Origin of the sequence: Aliiroseovarius sp. PTFE2010, assembly GCF_049943335.1 — a bacterium.
GTDB lineage: Bacteria > Pseudomonadota > Alphaproteobacteria > Rhodobacterales > Rhodobacteraceae > JBNFVY01.
The window spans coordinates 40,988-59,854 of record NZ_JBNFVY010000012.1 but is presented as its reverse complement, the minus strand read 5'-3'; the positions used below and the strand labels follow the sequence as shown (position 1 = coordinate 59,854).

Genomic DNA, 18,867 nt, shown 5'->3' with positions numbered 1-18,867 from the left:
CGGTTGAAAGAGCGCGCACTATAGCGGGCTGGAAAAAACCTGCAATCAGGCAATGATATCAGGCAAAAGGTTGTCTTCGATCATCGCGATACGATCCTTGAGCCCAAGCTTCTGCTTTTTCAGCCGACGCAGTTGCAGGGTGTCGCCGCGCCCGCTGTCCTGCAATGCGTGGATCGCATCGTCCAGATCACGGTGTTCGCGCCGCAGTACTTCCAGTTTGACCCGCAGAATTTCCTTGGGGTCCATCTTGGATGACATATCCATGTCTCCATGCCACTTTCCGCTGGGTTTCGCCTAACTGCGCTCTTAGTAGGAAATTTTTTTCCATCCGCCAAGCGTCATGATCGCCGCGTGCGCGCGTGCTCTCTTGTATGGCGGGCTATCGACCCCCATATTCAGTGCTACGAGGGGGTTGCCGGAACCGGGACCCCAACCCGCAAACGTTGCTACTACAGGACGTGTCGATGACGAAAATGATGCTTGGGGCGCACCCTTTCCTTCTTGGTTTCGATCAGCTCGAACGGCTGGTTGAACGGACTGCCAAATCCGATCAAGGCGGCTATCCCCCGTATAACATTGAACAAACCAGCGATCACAGCTATCGCATCTCTCTCGCCGTGGCGGGGTTTTCCGAAAATGACCTGTCGATTACGCTGGAAGACCGCCAGTTGGTGATCCGGGGCAAACAGGGCGAACCCGATGAGGCCCGTGTGTTCTTGCACCGCGGCATAGCGGCACGCCAGTTCCAGCGTAGCTTCGTTCTGGCCGAGGGCGTCGATGTAAACGGCGCGGACATGGAAAACGGTCTTTTGCATATCGACCTTGTCCGATCCGTTCCCGACACTATCGTTCAAGAAATAAAGATCAATCGGAGGTAAGGGTATGAATACGCGATTTGACAAACTGCCCGGCGGCGAAGACCGCATTGTCTACGTCCGTCCGGTCAACGTGGTGGACCTGCCGCAAGAGGTACAGGATGCCGTCCAAGGCGCCGAGCGCCTGTTCGCAGTGCACAACACCGATGGCGAACAGCTGGCTCTGGTGGCCGACCGCCGCCTGGCTTTTGCCTTGGCGCGCCAGCACGACTTTGCACCTGTAAACGTGCACTAAACGGTCTGCGTCTGCGCCCTCAGAACCCCTGAGCGGCGCGGACCGCCCGCTTCCAAGCAGCATATTTTTGATCGCGTTGGTTTTGTTCCATGTTTGGCACAAAGGCGCGGTCCAGCGCCCATGTCCGCGCGAAACCATCCATATCGGGATAGACCCCTGCGCGCTGGCCCGCCAACCATGCCGCGCCCAACGCTGTTGTTTCCAGCACTTGCGGCCGGTCCACCGGTGCACCCATGATATCCGCCAGAAACTGCATCGCCCAATCACTGGCCGACATGCCGCCGTCGACCCGCAGCGCGGTATCGGCCTGCGTCGTCCAGTCTGCGCGCATTGCGTCCAGCAGATCGCGCGTCTGATAACCGACGCTTTCCAGGGCGGCACGGGCCATTTCCTCGGGGCCCGTGTTGCGCGTTAGCCCGAACACCGCACCGCGACAGTCCGCGTTCCAATAGGGGGCGCCCAACCCCGTGAACGCGGGCACCAGAACGACGTTTTGTCCGTCATCGGCCCGTTCGGCCAAGGGCTGGGTTTCGGCGGCGTCGCGGATGATCTTCAATCCATCGCGCAACCACTGCACCACGGCCCCGGCGACGAAAATCGATCCCTCCAGCGCATAGGTCGGTTTGCCATCCAGTTGGTAGGCGATGGTGGTCAGCAGCCGGTTTTCACTGGTCACAGGCCGGTCGCCAGTATTCAGCAACGCAAAGCACCCGGTTCCGTAGGTCGACTTCAACATGCCGGGCTGGAAACACGCCTGCCCGACCGTCGCGGCCTGCTGGTCACCGGCCACGCCAAAGATCGGAATTTCGCGCCCGAAAAGATCTGCCCGCGCGGCACCGAAGTCAGCAGCGCTGTCCAGCACCTCTGGCAGCATGGACTTGGGCACACCAAGGCGCGCGCAGATCGTGTCATCCCAGGCCCCTTCGTGGATATTGTAGAGCATCGTGCGTGCGGCATTGGTGGCGTCTGTCACGTGGCGCGCCCCGCCGGTGAGGTTCCAGATGATCCAGCTATCGACCGTGCCGAACGCCAGTTCACCCGCCGCGGCGCGCGCTTGCGCGCCGTCAACGGTTTGCAGGATGTAGCGCACCTTGGTGCCGGAAAAATACGGATCGGCCAGCAGGCCGGTGCGCGCCGTGATCTCGGCGTCGAAGCCTTCGTCCCGCAATTCATGACAAAATTCTGATGTTCGCCGGTCCTGCCAGACAATCGCATTGTGAATCGGCTTGCCGGTCTTTCGGTCCCAGACCACAGTGGTTTCACGCTGGTTGGTGATGCCGATGGCGGCGATATCGGCTGCACGCAGCCCGGCCTTTTCCATCACCTCGCGGCAGACGGCGGCAGTGGAAGACCACAGGTCCGACGGGTCATGTTCAACCCAGCCAGATTTCGGAAAATGCTGGGGAAACTCCTGTTGGGCCACCGCCGTGATCTGCAAGTCCTTGTCGAACAGGATGGCGCGGCTGGACGTGGTGCCCTGATCGATCGCCAGAATATGCCCCATGGCTACCCCTTTTGACGTTTTGGCCAGCTTAGGCCGAAGAAAAAGCCGGGGCCACGCGATTCACGCCGCCCCGGCCCATCATCGTTTTACTGCCATGAGGCAATCAGTTCGTCATAGCTGACGGTTTGCGGCGCGGGATCCTCATTGTCGATTTTCGCTTTGGGAGCACCGGCCATGCTCAGCCATTCCTGCGGGTCTTTTTCGTCATTCAACTTCGGCCCCAGGTCACCTTGAACGCCTGCGCGTTCAAGCCTTTCCAACACGCGCTCTTGATCGGCGCACAGGCTGTCCAGCGCCTCTTGAGCGGTTTTTGCGCCAGACATCGCATCGCCGATATTCTGCCACCACAGCTGCGCCAGCTTGGGGTAGTCGGGGATGTTGGTGCCGGTGGGCGACCACTGGACACGGGCTGGCGAGCGGTAGAATTCGACCAGGCCGCCCAGTTTCGGCGCACGCTCGGTGAAGCTGTCATGTGCGATCGAGCTTTCGCGGATGAAGGTCAGGCCAATGTGGCTTTTCTTCACGTCCACGGTTTTGGAGGTGACGAACTGGGCATAGAGCCAGGCCGCCTTGGCGCGGTCATCGGGGGTGGACTTCAACAACGTCCAGGACCCCACGTCCTGATAGCCGATCTTCATGCCCTCTTCCCAGTAAGCGCCATGGGGCGACGGGGCGAGGCGCCACTTGGGCGTGCCATCGTCGTTCATGACAGGAAGACCCTCTTCGACCAGCGAGGGTACGAAGGTGGTATACATGAACATTTGCTGGGCGATATTGCCTTGGCTCGGGACCGGGCCGGCTTCGCCGAAGGTCATGCCCTGAGCCGCAGGCGGCGTGTATTTTTGCAGCCATTCAATCGCCTTTTCTACGGCATAGACAGCAGCGGGCGCGTTGGTTGCGCCGCCACGGGCCATACAGGAGCCGACGGGCTGGGATTTGTCGTTGACCCGAACGCCCCACTCATCAACCGGCAGGCCGTTGGGTTCACCCTTGTCCCCCATGCCAGCCATCGACATCCACGCATCGGTGTAGCGCCAGCCGAGCGAAGGGTCTTTCTTGCCGTAGTCCATGTTGCCGAAGACGCCGCTGTCGGGGCCGCCCGCATAAGACATGTCGCGCCCGGTGAAGAACTCGGCGATGTCTTCATAGGCCGACCAGTTGACCGGCACGCCGAGGTCGTAGCCATAGGCTTCCTTGAAGTCGGCCATGGATTTGGGATCGGTGAACCAATCGTAGCGGAACCAGTAGAGGTTGGCGAACTGCTGGTCGGGCAGTTGGTAGAGGTCGCCATCCGGGCCGGTGGTGAACTGGGTGCCGATGAAATCATCGAGGTCCAACGTGGGCGAGGTCACATCTGCACCGGCGTTTGCCATCCAGTCAGTCAGGCTGCGGGCCTGCTGGTAACGCCAGTGGGTGCCGATCAGGTCAGAGTCGTTGACGTAGCCGTCATAGATGTTCTCACCGGACTGCATTTGGGTTTGCAGCTTTTCCACCACATCACCCTCGCCGATCAGATCATGGGTGACCTTGATGCCGGTGATCGCCTCGAAGGCGGGGGCGAGCACCTGGCTCTCATATTCGTGGGTGGTGATGGTTTCCGAAACCACCTTGATGTCCATCCCTGCCAGCGGGGCAGCGGCATCGATGAACCACTGCATTTCGGCTTCTTGTTCGGCGCGCGACAACGACGACATGTCCCCGATTTCGGCATCGAGGAATTCTCTGGCTTCCTCCATCCCGGCGAACGCGGGGGCCACCAGCCCCAGCGACAGCACGATGGCTGTGGTTGATCTCAGTCCTAGTCTCATCTTGCATCCTCCCTTTGGATTTCTTCCTTGGTTTCAGTGGCGCCCCCTCCTGGGCGCGGTGGGCCACGGCTATACCCAGCGAAACACCGCTGCGGCATAGATGAGGCATACGATCAACGCCCCCCACTGAGGCGCGTCGATCAACCCGAGCCAGGCCAGGTTGAGAAAGGCCGAGCCGAGAAGCGTGATGAACAGGCGATCTCCGCGTGTCGTTTCGATCCCCAGAACACCGATCCGCGGGGTTTCGGGGTCGCGGATCGCCAGGACCGTAAAGACGATCAAAAGCCCTGCAATGATGATGAAGAATACGGCCGTGGGCCATGTCCATGCCATCCATTCCATCAGATGCCTCCTGTCGTTGTATGGGCGCGCATCACACCCGCCCCAGGGCAAAGCCCTTGGCGATGTAATTGCGCACGAAATAGATCACCAATGCCCCCGGCAGAAGCGTCAACACACCCGCCGCGGCCAGCACGCCCCAATCAATGCCCGATGCGCCCTGCGTCCGTGTCATGATCGCCGCAATCGGCTTGGCATCGACCGTGGTCAGCGTGCGCGACAACAGCAATTCGACCCAGCTGAACATAAAGCAAAAGAACGCGGCCACGCCGATGCCTGACGCGATCAGCGGCATGAAGATCTTGATGAAGAACCGCCCGAAGGAATAGCCGTCGATATAGGCGGTTTCGTCGATTTCCTTGGGCACACCGCGCATGAACCCTTCCAGGATCCACACCGCCAGCGGCACATTGAACAGACAATGCGCCAGTGCCACGGCGATATGCGTGTCGAACAGCCCCACCGATGAATAGAGCTGAAAGAACGGCAGGGCAAAGACCGCCGGCGGGGCCATACGGTTGGTCAGCAACCAGAAGAACAGATGCTTGTCGCCAAGGAAATGGTAGCGGCTGAACGCATAGGCTGCGGGCAGCGCGACAGCGACTGAAATCACCGTATTCAACACCACGTAGATCAGCGAATTGACATAGCCCATATACCAGGATGGGTCGGTCAGGATCGTGGCATAGTTCTGGAATGTCACATCGCGCGGCCACAGCGAAAATTCACCAAGGATTTCGGCATTGGTCTTCAGGCTCATGTTGATCAGCCAGTAGATCGGCACGAACAGGAACAAAAGGTAGAGCGTCATCACAACCGCACGTGTATTGACGCGTGCGGTGCGGCGGGCGGGGGCGGAATTCAGCGCGGCATCCGACATCACTTCCCCTCCCGCTTATCCAGGTTCACCATGACCGTGTAGAACACCCAGGAAATCAGCAGGATCACCAGGAAATACATCAGTGAAAACGCTGCTGCCGGCCCCAGGTCAAACTGGCCGATGGCCATTTTCACAAGGTCGATCGACAGGAAAGTCGTCGCATTCCCGGGCCCACCGCCGGTTACCACGAACGGTTCGGTATAGATCATGAAACTGTCCATGAAACGCAGCAGGATCGCGATCATCAGCACGCCCGCCATTTTGGGCAGTTCGATATACCGGAACACTTTCCAGCGGCTGGCCTGATCAATCTTGGCGGCCTGATAATAGGCCTCGGGGATCGATTGCAGCCCGGCATAGGCAAGCAGCGCGACCAATGACGTCCAATGCCAGACGTCCATGACAATCACCGTCACCCAGGCGTCGAACACATCGGCCACATAGTTGTAGTCCACGCCGATCCTGGCCAGCGAGTAGCCCAGCAGGCCAATATCGACCCGTCCGAAAATCTGCCAGATGGTGCCGACCACGTTCCAGGGGATCAGCAGCGGAAGCGACATCACGACAAGACAGAAGCTGGCCCAGAACCCGCCCTTGGGCATGTTCAGCGCGACAAAGATGCCCAAGGGCACTTCGATCGCCAGAATGATCGCGGAAAAGGCGACCTGGCGCCACAACGCATCCCACATGCGTTCGCTTTCCAGCATCTCGGTAAACCACTCAAGCCCGACCCAGAAAAACTGGTTGTTCCCGAACGTGTCCTGAACGGAATAATTCACCACCGTCATCAGCGGGATGACGGCGGAAAACGCCACCAGCACCAGCACCGGCAACACCAGGAACCACGCCTTGTGATTGGTTGTCTTGTCCATCAAACTGCCCCCCCCTGCACGCGCCAGTCATTGGCGTAGACGTTGACATGCGCCGGATCGAAAACCACGCGCGTCATGTCCGGCCCGACCGCGTCGCCTTCGCCCGCGATGATGTTGATGTCGGTGCCGAAAAAATCGGCGCGGATGATCTTGTGGCGCCCCACATCTTCGACCCGGCGCACGTTCACCGGCAGGCCATCTGCATCGGACAAGCGTGCGAATTCGGGCCGCACACCCAGTTCCACCTTGCCATCCAGCGCGCCATATCCGTGGGCCAGGTCCAGGCTGTGCCCGTTGATATAGGCGGTGCGGCCTTCGACGCGCGCCGGGATCACATTCATGCCGGGCGAGCCGATGAAGTAGCCCACAAAAGTGTGTTCGGGGCGGGCGAACAGCTCTTCGGGCGTGCCGATCTGGACCACCCGCCCGTCGTGCATGACGACCACCTTGTCGGCGAATGTCAGCGCTTCGGTCTGGTCATGGGTCACGTAGATCATCGTATGCCCGAAATCGTGGTGCAGCTTTTTCAGCTGGGTGCGCAGTTCCCATTTCATGTGCGGGTCGATCACAGTCAGCGGTTCGTCAAAGAGCAGCGCGTTGACGTCCTTGCGCACCATGCCGCGACCAAGGCTGATCTTTTGCTTGGCATCGGCGGTCAAACCGCGCGCCTTGCGGTTCAACATGTCCTCCATTCCGATCATGCGGGCGATTTCGTGAACCCGTTCGGCCACGTATTCTTCGTCCCGACCGCGGTTTCGCAACGGAAAGGCCAGGTTGTCGCGCACGGTCATCGTGTCGTAGACCACCGGAAACTGAAAGACCTGCGCGATGTTGCGTTCGGTTGTGGGCGCGTGGGTCACGTCGCGACCGTCGAACAGGATACGCCCCTGACTGGGTTGCAAGAGCCCCGAGATGATATTGAGCAGCGTGGACTTGCCGCAACCTGATGCCCCAAGCAAAGCATAGGCCGCGCCGTCTTCCCAGTCGTGGTTCAGTTCCTTGAGTGCATAGTCGTCCTGAGACGTCGGGTTCGGCAAATAGCTGTGCGCCAGGTTGTCCAATGTGATTTTTGCCATGATCTCCCCCTATGCTGCCACGGCGTAGGCCGCAGGCACGACCAGTTTGCCATTTTCGTCAAAGACATAGACATGGCCGGGGTCCAGCCAGACATCCAGCGCCGCCCCAATGGTCAGATCGTGCACCCCGTGAATCAGTCCGACCCAGCGTTGCCCGTGATGATCCAGATGCACGAAAGTTTCCGATCCGGTCAGTTCGGTTACGCTCAGCGTCGCCGTGAACTTCATCGCGTCCGGCGTGTGCTGCTTGATTTCCAAGTGGTTGGGACGGAAACCGGCGGTGTAGCGGCCATCGGCCAGCCCGGCCAGATTGCCGGCCGCTATGGCGCTCTGACCGTCGCCGAAAATCAGCTTGGCCCCGGCCTTGGCAATGGGCAGGAAATTCATCGGCGGATCGCTGAAAACCCGGGCCGTCGTTGCATCGACCGGCCGACGATAGACCTGCGGCGTCGGGCCGAACTGGGTCACGCCCCCCTGCCACAGTGTCGCGGTGTTGCCACCCAGCAGCAGGGCTTCTTCCGGCTCGGTGGTGGCATAGACAAAGATCGCGCCGCTTTCTTCGAAGATGCGCGGAATTTCGATCCGTAACTCTTCGCGCAGTTTGTAGTCCAGGTTGGCCAGCGGTTCATCCAACAGCACCAGCCCGGCGTTCTTGACCAGTGCCCGCGCCAGAGCACAGCGCTGCTGCTGCCCGCCCGAAAGTTCCTGCGGCTTGCGATCAAGCATTGGGGTGAGCTTGAGCATATCGGCGGTGTCGCGGACGCGGCGATCGATTTCGGCGCGCTCGACGCCCATCAATTTCATCGGTGAGGCGATGTTGTCGTAAACGCTCATCGATGGGTAGTTGATGAATTGCTGGTAGACCATGGCGACTTGCCGATCCTGCACCCGCATCCCGGTCACATCCTCGCCCTGCCAGAACACGCGCCCGTCGCTGGGCTGTTCCAGCCCCGCCATAAGCCGCATCAGCGTGGTCTTGCCCGACAGGGTGGGCCCCAGCAGCACGTTCATCGTGCCGGTGTCCAATGTCAGGTCGGTCGGTGCGATGTGGGTGTCCCGCCCCACGATCTTCGACACGCCCTTCAGTTCCAGCGTCATGCGCCGCCCCCTTTTCATTCCGCTGCAGCAGCTTCGCGCTGGCGCAAACGGTCATCCATATAGTCCTGCAGTGCTTTCACCTGATCGCCCGAGACACGCAGGCCCAGCTTGCTGCGCCGCCAAAGGATGTCTTCGGCGCCGCGTGCGTATTCGTTGTGCATCAGCCATTCGACCTCATGCGCGGTCAGTGTCGCGCCGAACATCCCGCCCAGATCATCCAGCTTTTTTGCGCTGCCCAGAATGTCCCATGCCTCGGTGCCATAGGCCCGGATCAGACGGCGCGCCCAGAAATCCGACAGGAAGGGATAGGACGACACCAGCCGCGCGATCATGTCGTCGACCTCGCCGACGGCAAAGGCGCCGCCGGGCAGCGCCACGCCCGCCGTCCAGTCCCCCTTTGCCACCGCGATATGCGCAGACATCTTTTTCAGTGCGGATTCGGCCAGGCGCCGGTAGGTGGTGATCTTGCCGCCAAACACATTCAGCACTGGCGCGCCCGCGCTGGTATCGACCTTGAGCGTATAATCGCGCGTCGCGGCTGTCGCGCTCGATGCGCCATCGTCATAAAGCGGGCGCACCCCGGAATAGGTCCAGACCACGTCGGCGGGGCCGATGTCACTCTTGAAATACGCGTTCGCGAAATCGATTAGGTATTGCTGTTCGCCGGGCGTACAGACCGGCGCGATGTCGGGATCGTCATGCTCTTGGTCGGTGGTGCCGATCAGGGTGAAGTCCTGCTCGTAGGGAATGGCGAAAATGATCCGCCCGTCCGTGCCCTGGAAGAAATAACATTTGTCGTGCTCAAAAAGGCGCGCCGTCACGATGTGACTGCCACGCACCAGCCGCACGCCTTCGCTGCTGTTGATCCGCACGGTGTTGTGCAAGATGTCGCCGACCCACGGGCCGCCCGCATTCACCAGCATCTTGGCAACATGCGTTGCGCGATGCCCGCCAGCGGCCTCGGTGGTGACATGCCAGAGGCCGTTTTCAACATGGGCCGACACGACCCGCGTGTGGGTCATGATTTGGGCACCACGGGCCTGTGCATCCCGTGCGTTCAGCACGACCAGACGCGAATCCTCGACCCAGCAATCGGAATACTCGAACGCCTTTTCGAACCGATCCTCTAATGGGGCGCCTTCGGGTGTCCCGTGCAGGCGCACCGTAGTGGTGGCGGGCAAGAGTTTGCGCCCCCCCAGATGATCATAAAGAAACAGGCCCAGCCGGATCAGCCAGGCCGGCCGCCGGCCGCGCATCCATGGCATGACCAACCCAAGCAGTTTCGACGTCGGGGTGTCATTTTCGAACCGCATATCAGGGTGATAGGGCAGCACAAAGCGCATCGGCCAACTGATATGGGGCATCGCGCGCAGCAGCACTTCGCGTTCGATCAACGCCTCGCGCACAAGGCGAATTTCGAAATACTCAAGATACCTCAGCCCGCCGTGAAACAGTTTGGTAGACGCGGACGAGGTCGCCGAGGCCAGATCGTTCTTTTCGGCCAAACGGACAGACAGACCCCTGCCGGCAGCATCGCGTGCGATCCCGCAGCCGTTGATCCCGCCACCGATAATAAAGAGATCGACGGGTGACTGTTCCGATGGTGCGGCCATGCGCCTCCTCCCAGAACGCGAACTCTCAGAACGCGAAAGTCTGATGCAAGTATCGCGCGATTCCCGAAAAAAAGAAACAAAAACTATTTCGTTTATGTTCGCTTTGGGGTTTGTAGAGCGTATTCAAAGCGTCGCGCAATCACGTCTCTGCATGATTTTGGGTGCAATAGCCCCACATTCCCCGCCACTTTCGACAAGAATGGCCGATAAGGCACTCAAATCGCACAACGACGCGCTGGACGTCTTGGCGCCGAAATGCGAACATAAGCGAAAACCAAGCCGCGGATTCCTATGTCACAGACCTTTCGCCACCCCGAAATTCTGGCAATTGCGCGCCGGCATGGCAGGGTGACAGTCGAAGGTCTGGCCGCCCATTTCAACGTCACGCTGCAGACGATCCGACGCGACCTGAGCGAACTGGCCGACGCGGGATGGCTAGAGCGCGTGCACGGTGGGGCGATCTTGCCCTCTGGGACGGTGAACATCGGCTATGAAGAGCGCAGGTCGTTGAATCCACAGGCGAAAAAGGCAATCGCACGGGCTTGCGCTGCCCGCGTCCCGGAAAACATTTCCCTGTTTCTCAACATCGGCACATCGACCGAATCCGTCGCGCAAGAACTACGGCATCACCGAAATTTATTGGTTGTTACCAATAACATGAACGTGGCGAACATTCTGGTATCCAACCCGGATTGCGAAATCGTGGTGACTGGGGGAAACCTGCGCCGGGCCGATGGGGGGCTGGTTGGCAACCTGGCGGCCGAAACCATTCGCCAGTTCAAGTTTGACCTTGCGATCGTGGGATGCTCGGCGCTGGACACCGACGGGGATATGCTGGATTTCGACATTCAAGAGGTCGGCGTCAGTCAGGCTATCTTACGGCAATCACGGCAAACTTTCCTTGTGAGCGATCATTCGAAACTGGCGCGCACGGCCCCGGCGCGCATCGCTTCGCTGTCCGAGATCGACACGTTTTTCACCGATCAGCCCCTGCCCGACGCCCTGGCGCGCCGGTGCGGCGATTGGGGAACCGAGGTGGTGATCGCCGAAGCGCCGCAGACACCCCACCCCCGCTGAAAACGCCCTTGGCACCGCGTCGGCAAAGCGTCGGCGCGCCCCGTCTGCAAACGGTCTGCAAACTGTCTGCATGGCGTCGGATATCTGTCGGGCAGAATGTCGGGCACCTTGTCGGGCGGAATGTCGGGCAGAACGTCGGGCAGCGACCAGAGACCGCCTTTGACCGAGTCTGCCCCGGCGCGCCCCGGCGCGGCGATCAGGGAACCGATCGCGCACCGCCCGCGTTATATTCGAAACATGCAACAAGGAGACTTCCAATGACCCGCTTCCTGATCCTCAGCGCCTTTGCCCTGTCGCTGGCCGCCTGCAGCACCATTGAAGGCGCCGGCCAAGACATCGAAAACGCTGGCGAAGGCATCCAGGGCGCCGCCGTAGAAGCCGAAGACGACATCGCGAACTGATCTAGCGCCCACATGAAAAAAAACGCCCCTTGCCGATGGCAGGGGGCGTTTTTCGTTCGGGTGGGTTCAGGACCGGTGGCGCGGCCAGTTCGGATCCTTGCGCTTGATGCGCTTGGACGACCAGTACGCCGTGGGCAGCCCGCAGGCCAATCCCACCAACCCTGCGACCAGATAGAGCGGCCAGGCATAATACCCCATCGCCATCCCGGCGATCACGACCGCCCCGGCGATGCACAGCACCGTCAGCGGCGCGAGAACGAATGCCAATCTGTCAAACATCTCAGGCTCCTTTCCATTTGGGTGGACCTGAGGGGACAACGTGCAACAGGGGGCGGGGTTCCGTTTTGGGCGTGCGAACGTTGGAACGCGCCGTGTCCCTGCGCCGTCCCTGCGGCATTCGCGCGCCGTCATGATCCTGCGGCGATGACCCTTGCGCTATGTCCCCTGCGGCATGGCCCTTGCGCCACGGTCAAGCGCGGCCTGTCTGCATTGTCCGTCGGCGCCAAGTGGCTGTGACAAGCGTCTGCGCCAACGCTCTGCCCTAGGCGAGCGTCCTGCGCGATTTCCCCCACAGCCCGAACAGGCCCAAACCCGTCGCCAGTGACAGGAACGCGCCGGGCGTCGGCGCGATTGCCAGCGCCCCGATCTGAAACTGCGCGCTTTCGCTTATGGTTTGTCCGGCGGGCAACAGCAGATCCACGTAGAATATGGACGTTTCAATAAACCCGCTGGCGACCACGTCGGGAAGTAATGAGCTGCGATAGGGATAATAGAGCCCCAAGTGGTGCAGCGCCCCCAGGGACGTGGCGTATTCGCTCGATTCACCGAATGCATTTGTGACCGCGTAGCCGGCTGCGATATTGTCCCGATGAGCGGGGTTGTATTCGGCCTGCAGGGCGATACCCGTCTGGACCTGCATGGTGACCACCGCGTCGCCGGCACCAGAGTTCTGGAATTCGAACGTGTAGTCCCGTTTTTCGGCGGCGCGTTCATAATATGGCCCGTAGAGCAAATTCACATTGCGCAGGTCAAAGCCGCTCTGTTCAAATTCCGACACAAGCACCTGATTTGCACCCAGCGTAGAATAGCTGGCCGTTTTTGACGGCAGACCATAGGTCCGGTCGACAGTTGTCGTCTTCAGGCGCAGCGCCGAGTCATCGCCCGAAATGCCCACGACGGATATTTCCAACAGCGCTTCGACATGGGTGAACGCCCAGGGGTTGAACTGCGTGTTGACGGGCGGCGGCGTGAAATCTGTGAGAGCTACCGTCGCCCCCATCGCTTGATTTGCGCCGAGCAACACGGCGAAAAGAAATAGGGAAAATCGTTTCATGAAAACCATCCGAAAAATATGAGCGGGCAGTGTTCAACATGCATGGGTGGGGCACAATGCACTAAGTGAAAGTCGCGGACGGCTTTGTCCGCGCTAAAGCCTCTTTGGCGCGTATCGTGCGCGCGCAAATCTACCATTGGTTGTGTTTCGCGACGATCGTCTCTTCAGATGCGGCGCGCGCGCCGTGGGGGATTCGCAGCAGCGCCCGCCCTGCGGGGCACTGGTGGGATCGGTGCTGGACCAAGGGGGTGGGACCGGTGGTGGCGCGCGCCGGGCGCAGTGAATAACGGGGCACATCCCTCGGATCAGGCCAAGCCGGGCGGGCAGTCGCCGCGCAGATCCGGCGCCCGCACGCGGCGCCAAAAAGGCCGGCGTCAGCTGTCCATTTTCAGGGCGTTGATGAACGCCTCTTGCGGGATTTCCACTTTGCCGAACTGGCGCATGCGCTTTTTACCGGCCTTTTGCTTTTCCAGCAGTTTCTTTTTGCGCGTCGCATCGCCGCCATAGCATTTGGCGGTCACGTCCTTGCGCATGGCCGACAGGGTTTCACGCGCGATGACCTTGCCGCCGATGGCCGCCTGAATCGGGATCTTGAACATGTGGCGCGGGATCAGTTCCTTGAGCTTTTCGCACATGACGCGGCCGCGCGCTTCGGCCCGATCGCGGTGCACCATCATCGACAGCGCATCGACGGGTTCTTCGTTCACCAGCACGGACATCTTGACCAGGTTATCCTCGCGGTAGCCGATCATCTGATAGTCAAAGCTGGCATAGCCCTTGGTGACCGATTTGAGCCGGTCGTAAAAGTCGAACACGACTTCGTTGAGCGGCAGGTCATAGACGACCATGGCGCGGGTGCCGGCATAGGTCAGGTCCATCTGGATGCCGCGCCGATCCTGGCACAGTTTCAGCACATCGCCCAGGTATTCGTCGGGCACCATGATCGTGGCCTTGATGCGCGGTTCCTCGATGTGGTCGATCCTGGTGATGTCGGGCATGTCGGCGGGGTTGTGCAGGTCTTCGACCGTGCCGTCCTTCATGTGGATATGATAGACAACGCTGGGCGCGGTGGTGATCAGGTCCAGGTCGTATTCGCGTTCCAGGCGGTCGCGGATGACCTCCAGGTGCAGCAGGCCCAGAAAGCCGCAGCGAAAGCCAAACCCCAGCGCGGCGGAGGTTTCCATTTCGCTGCTGAAGCTGGCGTCGTTCAGTTGCAGCTTTTCGATGGCGTCGCGCAGGTCTTCGAAATCGTTGGCGTCGACCGGAAAGAGCCCGCAGAACACCACCGGGATCGATGGTTTAAAGCCCGGCAGCGGCGCGGCGCATTGCTTTTTCTCATGCGTGATGGTGTCGCCGACCTTGGTGTCGCGCACCTGCTTGATCGACGCGGTAAAGACGCCGATTTCCCCCGGGCCCAGTTCCGGGATATCCACCATCTGGGGTTTGAGCACCGCCAGCTTGTCCAGCTTGTAGGTCGCGCCGGTGCGCATCATGCGGATCTGATCGCCCTTTTTGATCACCCCGTCCATCACGCGGATCAACACGACCACGCCCAGATAGGGATCATACCAGCTGTCCACCAGCATCGCCTTGAGCGGCGCGTCGCGCTCGCCCTTGGGCGCGGGCAGGCGCTGGACGATGGCTTCGAGCACGTCGGGAATGCCCAGCCCCGTCTTGGCGCTGATTTCCACCGCGTCATGGGCTTCGATGCCGATCACGTCTTCGATATTTTCGCGCACGCGGTCCGGGTCGGCGGCGGGCAGGTCGATCTTGTTCAGCACCGGCACGATTTCGTGGTCGGCGTCGATCGCCTGATAGACGTTGGCCAGGGTCTGCGCTTCGACGCCTTGCGACGCATCGACCACCAGCAGCGATCCTTCGACCGCCTGCATCGAGCGGCTGACCTCATAGGCGAAATCGACGTGACCGGGGGTGTCGATCAGGTTGAGCACATAGGTCTGCCCATCCTTGGCCGGATATTCGATCCGCACCGAGTTCGCCTTGATCGTGATGCCCCGCTCGCGCTCGATATCCATGGCGTCGAGCATCTGCTCTTTCATGTCGCGCTCGGCCACGGTGCCGGTCAGCTGGATCAGCCGGTCGGCAAGGGTCGATTTCCCATGGTCAATATGGGCGACAATCGAGAAATTGCGGATCTGTGCGAGTTCGGTCATGACCGCTGGATATGCGGCGGAATCGGCCGATTGGCAAGGGGAGATGACATTGGCCGCACGATGCGCCGGACATCCCGGCGCCACGGGCAAAGACACGCTGCGCGCGCCGAATGGAAACGGCGGCCAGATCAGGGCGCATCGGGGCGGTTCTGGGTGTATCTGGGTGTATCTGGGCGCATCGGGGCGGAATCCGCGCGCGAAACATGAAACAGCGACCATCCAGCGTTCGGCCGCCCTACCGACCACGCTACGTTCGAGCACCCAGGACCATCGGCGCGATTGATTTTTGTTGCGGTTTCTGGCATGGATTCACGCAGGGTTAACCAAGCGTGGGAGACACTGTGATCAACAAACAGGCCCCCCGCACGGATCGAGGCAGAAACATGAAGCACCCCCTGATGATGGCCGCCCTGGCCAGCGTAATCGCAACCGCCGCCCATGCAGGCACCATTGAACGGGCCTGTCTGACATCAGACCGCAGCGCCAGCCGCGCCTTGTGCGGCTGCATCCAGCAGGTCGCCGATCAGACGCTCAGCACGGGCGATCAGCGCATGGCCGCGCGCTTTTTCAAAGACCCCCAGAAAGCACAGGACATCCGCCAGTCGGACAACCGCAGCCACGAGGTGTTCTGGAAACGCTACAAGGCATTTGGCGCGGTCGCGCAGGACTATTGCTCGTAACCGCTCAGAGCGGCTTCAGAAATCCCGTCACCCCGGCTTCGATGATGTCGTAAGCGGCGTCGAAGTCGCGCGTGTAATAGGGGTCGGGCACATCGCGCAGGCCAAGTGCGGGCGCATGATCCAGCAGCAAGGTCAGCCGGGCGCGGCTGCCGGCGGGTTGCGCCGCGCGCGCATCGGCCAGGTTCTGTTCATCCATCGCCACGATCCAATCGCATTGCTGAAAGTCTTGCGCGGTGATCTGGCGCGCGCGCAACGCCGACATGTCCAGCCCGCGCGCCGCAGCCGTGGCGCGCATCGGGGCATAGGGCGGCTCGCCCGCGTGCCAGCCGCCGGTGCCCGCGCTGTCAAAGGCCAGGTCGGGGCGCAGAAACCGGGCGATTGCCTCGGCGGTGGGCGAGCGGCAGATGTTGCCCAGGCAAAGAAACAGGATCACGGCGCGCTCCTTTTCATCGTGGTTGGAGCAGGTTAACATGCCCGCCATGATAAGCACCAGAGACCGGATCGTCGTTCTGACCGGCGCGGGCGTGTCGGCCGAAAGCGGGCTGGGCACGTTCCGCGACAAGGACGGCTTGTGGACCAAATACGACCTGAACGAGGTGGCAACGCCCGAAGGATATGCGCGCAACCCGGCCTTTGTTCAGGGGTTTTACAACGCGCGCCGGGCGAACCTGCGGGATGCGGCGCATAACGCGGCCCATGCGGCGCTGGCTGAATTGCAGGGCGCCATGGGCGACCGGCTGACGCTGGTGACGCAAAACGTGGACGATCTGCACGAACAGGCGGGCAGCCGCGACGTGATCCATATGCACGGCCAGCTGATGCGCGCGCTGTGTGGTGGGTGCGGGCACCGCTGGGACGCCCCCGAAGACATGCAGCCGCACCACCCCTGCCCGTCTTGCGCCGCCCCCGCCGGGCGCCCGGACGTGGTGTGGTTCGGCGAAATTCCCTATCACATGGACCAGATCACCGACGCGATTACAGGCTGCGATCTGTTCGTGGCGATCGGCACGTCGGGCAATGTCTATCCGGCGGCCGGATTTGCCGCCATGGCCCGCGACATCGGGGCTGTCACGCTAGAGTTAAACCTGGAACCGTCGGACGTGGCGACTGATTTCGTCGCCTCGCGCTATGGCCCGGCGAGCGAGATCGTCCCGGCCTGGGTCGCCGAGGTTCTGGCGCGCTGAATCCAGAGCTGCCGGGGCCAGAGGTGCCGGGGCGAAGGTTGCTGGGGCGAAGGTTGCTGGGGCCAGAAATCCTGACGCCAGACGGGCCGCAGATCCAGGGGCTGTGTCCGGGCGGGCCAAGGCCCCAGACACACTGAAATCCGGGGGCAACAAGGCTGGGCGCATCAAGACTGGGCATCAAAGCTGGGGGCGACACGAAAAACGGCGCCCGGCAGGTGCCCCGCGCCGCGATATGGGCAGCGGGGCGTTGCCGCCCCGCGCCGGTCAGCTCGACATCTCGGTCATGCCGTTCTTTTTCATGTCGCCATGCTTCATGTCGCCGTGATTCATGGCACCGTGCATCGGCTTGCGTTCAAGATCGACGGGGATTTCAACCACCACGTCACCGGCCTGTTCAAAGGTCAGCGTAACGTTGATCACATCGCCCTGTTCCATCGGCTCTTTCAGGCCCATGAACATGACATGATCGCCGCCGCGCTGCAGCGTGTGACTGCCCCCGGCGGGCACGGCAAACCCTTCGGGCACATGCATCATCTTCATGACGCCATCGCCCATGTCCTTGTGGGTATGCAATTCGACCCGTTGCGAGATGTTCGCGGCCGCGTCGACCAGCCGGTCGTCGGTATCGCCGGTGTTGCGGATTTCAAAGAAGGCGGCCCCGGCCTTGGCAGACATGCCCGAAGCGCGGGCATAGGGATCGACGATTTCGATATCGGCGAGAGCGGGGGTGGCGGCCAGCAGCGCGGCGACAAGCGTATATTTGAGAGACATGATGTCACTCCTTTTGCAAAACATTGAAAACGTTGGGAAATCAGAGCGCGCCGGGCGGCCCCCGCGCCGACGGATCGGCGGTTTCAACAGACAAGAACGACGGCGTCAGCGCAACCACAGCCAAGCGACTGGCCACAGGTGTCACCGCCAGCGCGCCTGCCGTGGCCTGCGGCATAAAGAACGCGCCAAGCGCGCAATCGGGGCAATAGTGACTGGGGCCGACGGGCTGACCATCGGCATCGACGGTGACGATCGTGGTCCCGCTACCGGTGCAGAGCGCCATTTGCCCCACCCCGACCTGCGTGTTCCCGCGCGCCAGCGCCAACGCACCCGAGGTGAGCGTGATCGTCAGCGCCAGAAACAGCGCGCATATGGGGCGCAAAAGCATCATGAGGCCCAGATAAACATTCCAGTGCGGGAATGCCATTGCGACATGGTGCCCCAACGCAAAAAGCCCCGCCAGAGCGGAGCCTTTTTCGATCATGTGGCGCAGCGATCCGGCTGCGTGATCCCGCAGGGCGGGGACGCAACCCAGTTAATCAGCCCAGTCAAACGAACCAATCAAGCAGGCCGATCAACCAACGCGGTCAAACCATGCCATCACCCGGGTCATCACCTGGATAATCCCCCGGTGCGACGCCGCAAAGCGATCAGGCAGTGGCCTGAAGCTTGGCGATCTCTTTCTTGATTTTCAGCGCATTGGCCGACAGTTCGACGTCCTTGGCTTTCGCCAGGAAGGCGTCGATGCCACCGCGATGGTCCACGGTGCGCAGCGCAGCTGCCGAGATGCGCAGCTTGACGGGGCGGCCCAGGGCTTCCGACATCAAGGTCACATCGTTCAGGTTCGGCAGGAACCGGCGCTTGGTCTTGTTGTTGGCGTGGCTGACATTGTTGCCAGTCATCGGCCCTTTTCCGGTCAGTTCGCAACGGCGCGACATGCCTTCGCT

Annotated in this window: 22 protein-coding genes; 6 read left to right on the top strand and 16 right to left on the bottom strand. The window is 61.2% G+C overall.

The genetic code is table 11. The annotated features are described in order from the left end of the window. Positions 1 to 45 precede the first annotated feature (45 nt). The gene (locus ACP2AV_RS13805; RefSeq protein WP_426373358.1) at positions 46 to 264 is read right to left on the bottom strand and encodes a YdcH family protein; all 219 of its coding nucleotides are present in this window, start codon (positions 262 to 264) and stop codon (positions 46 to 48) included. 200 nt (positions 265 to 464) lie between these two features. Here ACP2AV_RS13805 and ACP2AV_RS13800 point away from each other — a divergent pair, with 200 nt between their 5' ends. Next, a complete protein-coding gene (locus ACP2AV_RS13800) occupies positions 465 to 878 on the top strand; it encodes an Hsp20 family protein (protein ID WP_426373357.1) in 414 nt (137 codons plus the stop codon). 4 nt (positions 879 to 882) lie between these two features. After that, entirely contained in the window at positions 883 to 1,110 is a 228-nt protein-coding gene (locus ACP2AV_RS13795; protein WP_426373356.1) for a DUF1150 family protein, read from the top strand. Between the two features lie 19 nt (positions 1,111 to 1,129). Here ACP2AV_RS13795 and glpK read toward each other — a convergent pair whose 3' ends face one another. The 8 genes from glpK to glpD all read right to left on the bottom strand — a co-directional run bounded on the left by glpK (position 1,130) and on the right by glpD (position 10,300). After that, positions 1,130 to 2,614: a glycerol kinase GlpK gene (gene glpK, locus ACP2AV_RS13790; RefSeq protein WP_426373354.1), complete on the bottom strand. Its 1,485-nt coding sequence runs from the start codon at positions 2,612 to 2,614 to the stop codon at positions 1,130 to 1,132. 86 nt (positions 2,615 to 2,700) lie between these two features. Continuing rightward, entirely contained in the window at positions 2,701 to 4,422 is a 1,722-nt protein-coding gene (locus tag ACP2AV_RS13785) for an ABC transporter substrate-binding protein (RefSeq protein ID WP_426373353.1), read from the bottom strand. A 69-nt stretch (positions 4,423 to 4,491) separates the two neighbouring features. Then, entirely contained in the window at positions 4,492 to 4,764 is a 273-nt protein-coding gene (locus ACP2AV_RS13780) for a DUF2160 domain-containing protein (RefSeq protein ID WP_426373352.1), read from the bottom strand. 31 nt (positions 4,765 to 4,795) lie between these two features. Continuing rightward, entirely contained in the window at positions 4,796 to 5,641 is an 846-nt protein-coding gene (locus tag ACP2AV_RS13775; RefSeq protein WP_426373351.1) for a carbohydrate ABC transporter permease, read from the bottom strand. After that, positions 5,641 to 6,513: a carbohydrate ABC transporter permease gene (locus ACP2AV_RS13770; protein WP_426373350.1), complete on the bottom strand. Its 873-nt coding sequence runs from the start codon at positions 6,511 to 6,513 to the stop codon at positions 5,641 to 5,643. The genes ACP2AV_RS13775 and ACP2AV_RS13770 overlap by 1 nt, the downstream gene beginning before the upstream one ends. After that, a complete protein-coding gene (locus tag ACP2AV_RS13765; protein WP_426373349.1) occupies positions 6,513 to 7,589 on the bottom strand; it encodes an ABC transporter ATP-binding protein in 1,077 nt (358 codons plus the stop codon). The genes ACP2AV_RS13770 and ACP2AV_RS13765 overlap by 1 nt, the downstream gene beginning before the upstream one ends. 9 nt (positions 7,590 to 7,598) lie before the next feature. Continuing rightward, on the bottom strand, positions 7,599 to 8,687 hold the full coding sequence (locus ACP2AV_RS13760) for an ABC transporter ATP-binding protein (RefSeq protein WP_426373348.1): 1,089 nt from the start codon (positions 8,685 to 8,687) through the stop codon (positions 7,599 to 7,601). 14 nt (positions 8,688 to 8,701) lie between these two features. Beyond that, positions 8,702 to 10,300, bottom strand: coding sequence for a glycerol-3-phosphate dehydrogenase (gene glpD, locus ACP2AV_RS13755; RefSeq protein WP_426373347.1), 1,599 nt, complete (start codon positions 10,298 to 10,300; stop codon positions 8,702 to 8,704). A 291-nt stretch (positions 10,301 to 10,591) separates the two neighbouring features. On the opposite strand from glpD, the gene ACP2AV_RS13750 reads away from it, so the two are divergent. Both ACP2AV_RS13750 and ACP2AV_RS13745 read left to right on the top strand, forming a co-directional pair. Continuing rightward, positions 10,592 to 11,377 carry a DeoR/GlpR family DNA-binding transcription regulator gene (locus ACP2AV_RS13750; RefSeq protein ID WP_426373346.1) on the top strand — a complete coding sequence of 262 codons (786 nt, stop codon included), beginning with the start codon at positions 10,592 to 10,594 and terminating at the stop codon, positions 11,375 to 11,377. A gap of 257 nt (positions 11,378 to 11,634) precedes the next feature. Further along, positions 11,635 to 11,778: an entericidin A/B family lipoprotein gene (locus ACP2AV_RS13745; RefSeq protein WP_426373345.1), complete on the top strand. Its 144-nt coding sequence runs from the start codon at positions 11,635 to 11,637 to the stop codon at positions 11,776 to 11,778. Between the two features lie 66 nt (positions 11,779 to 11,844). Here the strand turns inward: ACP2AV_RS13745 and ACP2AV_RS13740 are convergent, their stop codons facing one another. From ACP2AV_RS13740 to lepA, 3 genes are all read right to left on the bottom strand, one after another. Then, entirely contained in the window at positions 11,845 to 12,057 is a 213-nt protein-coding gene (locus ACP2AV_RS13740; RefSeq protein ID WP_426373344.1) for a hypothetical protein, read from the bottom strand. Positions 12,058 to 12,319: 262 nt separating this feature from the next. Continuing rightward, positions 12,320 to 13,111, bottom strand: coding sequence for a hypothetical protein (locus ACP2AV_RS13735; protein ID WP_426373343.1), 792 nt, complete (start codon positions 13,109 to 13,111; stop codon positions 12,320 to 12,322). Positions 13,112 to 13,485: 374 nt separating this feature from the next. Continuing rightward, on the bottom strand, positions 13,486 to 15,285 hold the full coding sequence (gene lepA, locus ACP2AV_RS13730) for a translation elongation factor 4 (protein ID WP_426373342.1): 1,800 nt from the start codon (positions 15,283 to 15,285) through the stop codon (positions 13,486 to 13,488). Between the two features lie 383 nt (positions 15,286 to 15,668). On the opposite strand from lepA, the gene ACP2AV_RS13725 reads away from it, so the two are divergent. Continuing rightward, entirely contained in the window at positions 15,669 to 15,965 is a 297-nt protein-coding gene (locus ACP2AV_RS13725) for a hypothetical protein (protein ID WP_426373341.1), read from the top strand. A 4-nt stretch (positions 15,966 to 15,969) separates the two neighbouring features. On the opposite strand, the gene ACP2AV_RS13720 is transcribed toward ACP2AV_RS13725, so the two are convergent. Next, entirely contained in the window at positions 15,970 to 16,398 is a 429-nt protein-coding gene (locus ACP2AV_RS13720; protein WP_426373340.1) for a low molecular weight protein-tyrosine-phosphatase, read from the bottom strand. Positions 16,399 to 16,444: 46 nt separating this feature from the next. On the opposite strand from ACP2AV_RS13720, the gene ACP2AV_RS13715 reads away from it, so the two are divergent. Beyond that, entirely contained in the window at positions 16,445 to 17,149 is a 705-nt protein-coding gene (locus ACP2AV_RS13715; protein ID WP_426373339.1) for an NAD-dependent deacylase, read from the top strand. A gap of 264 nt (positions 17,150 to 17,413) precedes the next feature. Here ACP2AV_RS13715 and ACP2AV_RS13710 read toward each other — a convergent pair whose 3' ends face one another. The 3 genes from ACP2AV_RS13710 to rpmB all read right to left on the bottom strand — a co-directional run bounded on the left by ACP2AV_RS13710 (position 17,414) and on the right by rpmB (position 18,858). Then, positions 17,414 to 17,920: a copper chaperone PCu(A)C gene (locus ACP2AV_RS13710; protein WP_426373338.1), complete on the bottom strand. Its 507-nt coding sequence runs from the start codon at positions 17,918 to 17,920 to the stop codon at positions 17,414 to 17,416. Between the two features lie 40 nt (positions 17,921 to 17,960). Further along, positions 17,961 to 18,347, bottom strand: a complete 387-nt coding sequence (locus ACP2AV_RS13705; protein WP_426373337.1) for a hypothetical protein — start codon at positions 18,345 to 18,347, stop codon at positions 17,961 to 17,963. A 223-nt stretch (positions 18,348 to 18,570) separates the two neighbouring features. Beyond that, positions 18,571 to 18,858, bottom strand: a complete 288-nt coding sequence (rpmB, locus tag ACP2AV_RS13700) for a 50S ribosomal protein L28 (protein ID WP_426373336.1) — start codon at positions 18,856 to 18,858, stop codon at positions 18,571 to 18,573. Between the last annotated feature and the right edge of the window lie 9 nt (positions 18,859 to 18,867).

Bases quoted from the DNA above. Each gene is read 5' to 3' on its own strand.
- ACP2AV_RS13805 (WP_426373358.1), bottom strand. From the start codon at position 264: ATGGATATGTCATCCAAGATGGACCCCAAGGAAATTCTGCGGGTCAAA.
- ACP2AV_RS13800 (WP_426373357.1), top strand. From the start codon at position 465: ATGACGAAAATGATGCTTGGGGCGCACCCTTTCCTTCTTGGTTTCGAT.
- ACP2AV_RS13795 (WP_426373356.1), top strand. From the start codon at position 883: ATGAATACGCGATTTGACAAACTGCCCGGCGGCGAAGACCGCATTGTC.
- glpK (WP_426373354.1), bottom strand. From the start codon at position 2,614: ATGGGGCATATTCTGGCGATCGATCAGGGCACCACGTCCAGCCGCGCC.
- ACP2AV_RS13785 (WP_426373353.1), bottom strand. From the start codon at position 4,422: ATGAGACTAGGACTGAGATCAACCACAGCCATCGTGCTGTCGCTGGGG.
- ACP2AV_RS13780 (WP_426373352.1), bottom strand. From the start codon at position 4,764: ATGGAATGGATGGCATGGACATGGCCCACGGCCGTATTCTTCATCATC.
- ACP2AV_RS13775 (WP_426373351.1), bottom strand. From the start codon at position 5,641: ATGTCGGATGCCGCGCTGAATTCCGCCCCCGCCCGCCGCACCGCACGC.
- ACP2AV_RS13770 (WP_426373350.1), bottom strand. From the start codon at position 6,513: ATGGACAAGACAACCAATCACAAGGCGTGGTTCCTGGTGTTGCCGGTG.
- ACP2AV_RS13765 (WP_426373349.1), bottom strand. From the start codon at position 7,589: ATGGCAAAAATCACATTGGACAACCTGGCGCACAGCTATTTGCCGAAC.
- ACP2AV_RS13760 (WP_426373348.1), bottom strand. From the start codon at position 8,687: ATGACGCTGGAACTGAAGGGCGTGTCGAAGATCGTGGGGCGGGACACC.
- glpD (WP_426373347.1), bottom strand. From the start codon at position 10,300: ATGGCCGCACCATCGGAACAGTCACCCGTCGATCTCTTTATTATCGGT.
- ACP2AV_RS13750 (WP_426373346.1), top strand. From the start codon at position 10,592: ATGTCACAGACCTTTCGCCACCCCGAAATTCTGGCAATTGCGCGCCGG.
- ACP2AV_RS13745 (WP_426373345.1), top strand. From the start codon at position 11,635: ATGACCCGCTTCCTGATCCTCAGCGCCTTTGCCCTGTCGCTGGCCGCC.
- ACP2AV_RS13740 (WP_426373344.1), bottom strand. From the start codon at position 12,057: ATGTTTGACAGATTGGCATTCGTTCTCGCGCCGCTGACGGTGCTGTGC.
- ACP2AV_RS13735 (WP_426373343.1), bottom strand. From the start codon at position 13,111: ATGAAACGATTTTCCCTATTTCTTTTCGCCGTGTTGCTCGGCGCAAAT.
- lepA (WP_426373342.1), bottom strand. From the start codon at position 15,285: ATGACCGAACTCGCACAGATCCGCAATTTCTCGATTGTCGCCCATATT.
- ACP2AV_RS13725 (WP_426373341.1), top strand. From the start codon at position 15,669: ATGAAGCACCCCCTGATGATGGCCGCCCTGGCCAGCGTAATCGCAACC.
- ACP2AV_RS13715 (WP_426373339.1), top strand. From the start codon at position 16,445: ATGATAAGCACCAGAGACCGGATCGTCGTTCTGACCGGCGCGGGCGTG.
- ACP2AV_RS13710 (WP_426373338.1), bottom strand. From the start codon at position 17,920: ATGTCTCTCAAATATACGCTTGTCGCCGCGCTGCTGGCCGCCACCCCC.
- ACP2AV_RS13705 (WP_426373337.1), bottom strand. From the start codon at position 18,347: ATGGCATTCCCGCACTGGAATGTTTATCTGGGCCTCATGATGCTTTTG.
- rpmB (WP_426373336.1), bottom strand. From the start codon at position 18,858: ATGTCGCGCCGTTGCGAACTGACCGGAAAAGGGCCGATGACTGGCAAC.